Consider the following 661-nt stretch of genomic DNA (forward strand, 5'->3'; position numbering starts at 1 on the left):
AAAGTCGAGGCTCATGCCGAGGAAGGATTCTGGAAAGCTTATGGCCGCTTACGTAACGAAGGTAAACTATGGAATCACAAACGCGTTCACAGAGTTTACGTATCACTTGGTTTGTCTTTACGAAGAAAAGTTAAGAAACGACTCCCTGCACGTGTAAAAGAACCGTTAACTATTCCCAATAAATTGAACCATACTTGGAGCATCGACTTTGTAACAGATGTTTTAGAGAACAAAAGGCGCTTTAGAGCCTTTAACGTTCTTGATGATTATAACCGTGAATTATTGCACGTTGAAATAGATTTTTCATTACCTAGCAGCCGTATTCTATGGGTGTTAAATCATTTAATTAATCGCAGGGGGCGCCCAGAGCGAATTCGCATGGATAATGGACCTGAATTCATTGCTAAAATAGCTGCGCAATGGAGTAAGATGAAAGGTGTCGAATTTGCCTATATAGAGCCTGGAAAGCCAACTCAAAATGCTCTTATTGAGCGATTTAATCGCAGTTATAGGCATGGAGTATTGGATAAATACATTTTTGAGAACATCGATCAGGTCAGAGAGCAAACCCAGGTGTGGATGCATGATTACAACAACACCCGTCCACATGATTCGCTAAATAATATGTCTCCGGTACAATATGCCGAAAGACAACGTGTCG

General features: G+C 40.8%; 1 protein-coding gene. It reads left to right on the plus strand.

Annotated elements, in window-relative coordinates; genetic code table 11:
• On the plus strand, positions 1-661 hold a 661-nt coding region (locus tag CHX27_RS00090), incomplete at both ends, for an IS3 family transposase (RefSeq protein ID WP_108721069.1).

The sequence above is a fragment of the Flavobacterium aurantiibacter genome (genome assembly GCF_002251775.1).
GTDB classification, from domain to species: Bacteria; Bacteroidota; Bacteroidia; order Flavobacteriales; family Flavobacteriaceae; genus Flavobacterium; species Flavobacterium aurantiibacter.